Source organism: Gemella sp. GH3, assembly GCF_013415425.1.
In the GTDB taxonomy this organism is placed as follows: Bacteria; Bacillota; Bacilli; order Staphylococcales; family Gemellaceae; genus Gemelliphila.
Window position 1 is genome coordinate 1 of record NZ_JACBYC010000233.1, and the last position, 425, is coordinate 425.

The following is a 425-nucleotide window of genomic DNA, read 5'->3' on the forward strand; positions in this document are numbered from 1 at the left end:
TCGTATCTCCGTCACTTGAGCGATATGTTTGTAGTTGAATTTGCGCATTCTTTTTCTTTTTAGTATTTTTACGCTGTTTCATGAAACCTTGATCAGCTAATTCGTCACGAATATCATCTATATCGTCAACAGTAATATGTTCTAATTGTTGTTCAATATTTGAAAAGTAATCAATGTTTTCTTTCGTTAATTGAATTTGATGATCTAATTCATGTTCTCGTGTTTTTAGACGATTATACTGCTTATAGTTGTATTGAGCATTTACTGAAGGTGATTTGGTTGGATTGAGCGGAATGGTTACCTCTTCGCCAGTATAATAATTTAGTGCTGTTACCGATTCATCACCTTGTTTAATTCTGTAAATGTTTGCAGTGATTAATTCACCATAAAGTTGTTGAGTTTCTTTATCCTTAGCACTCTCATAT

Annotated in this window: 1 protein-coding gene; it reads right to left on the reverse strand. The window is 32.5% G+C overall.

Annotation, left to right across the window (positions count from 1 at the left end):
* A partial coding sequence (locus HZY83_RS07865; protein WP_179943488.1) for an NFACT family protein occupies nucleotides 1-425 on the reverse strand: 425 nt, incomplete at both ends.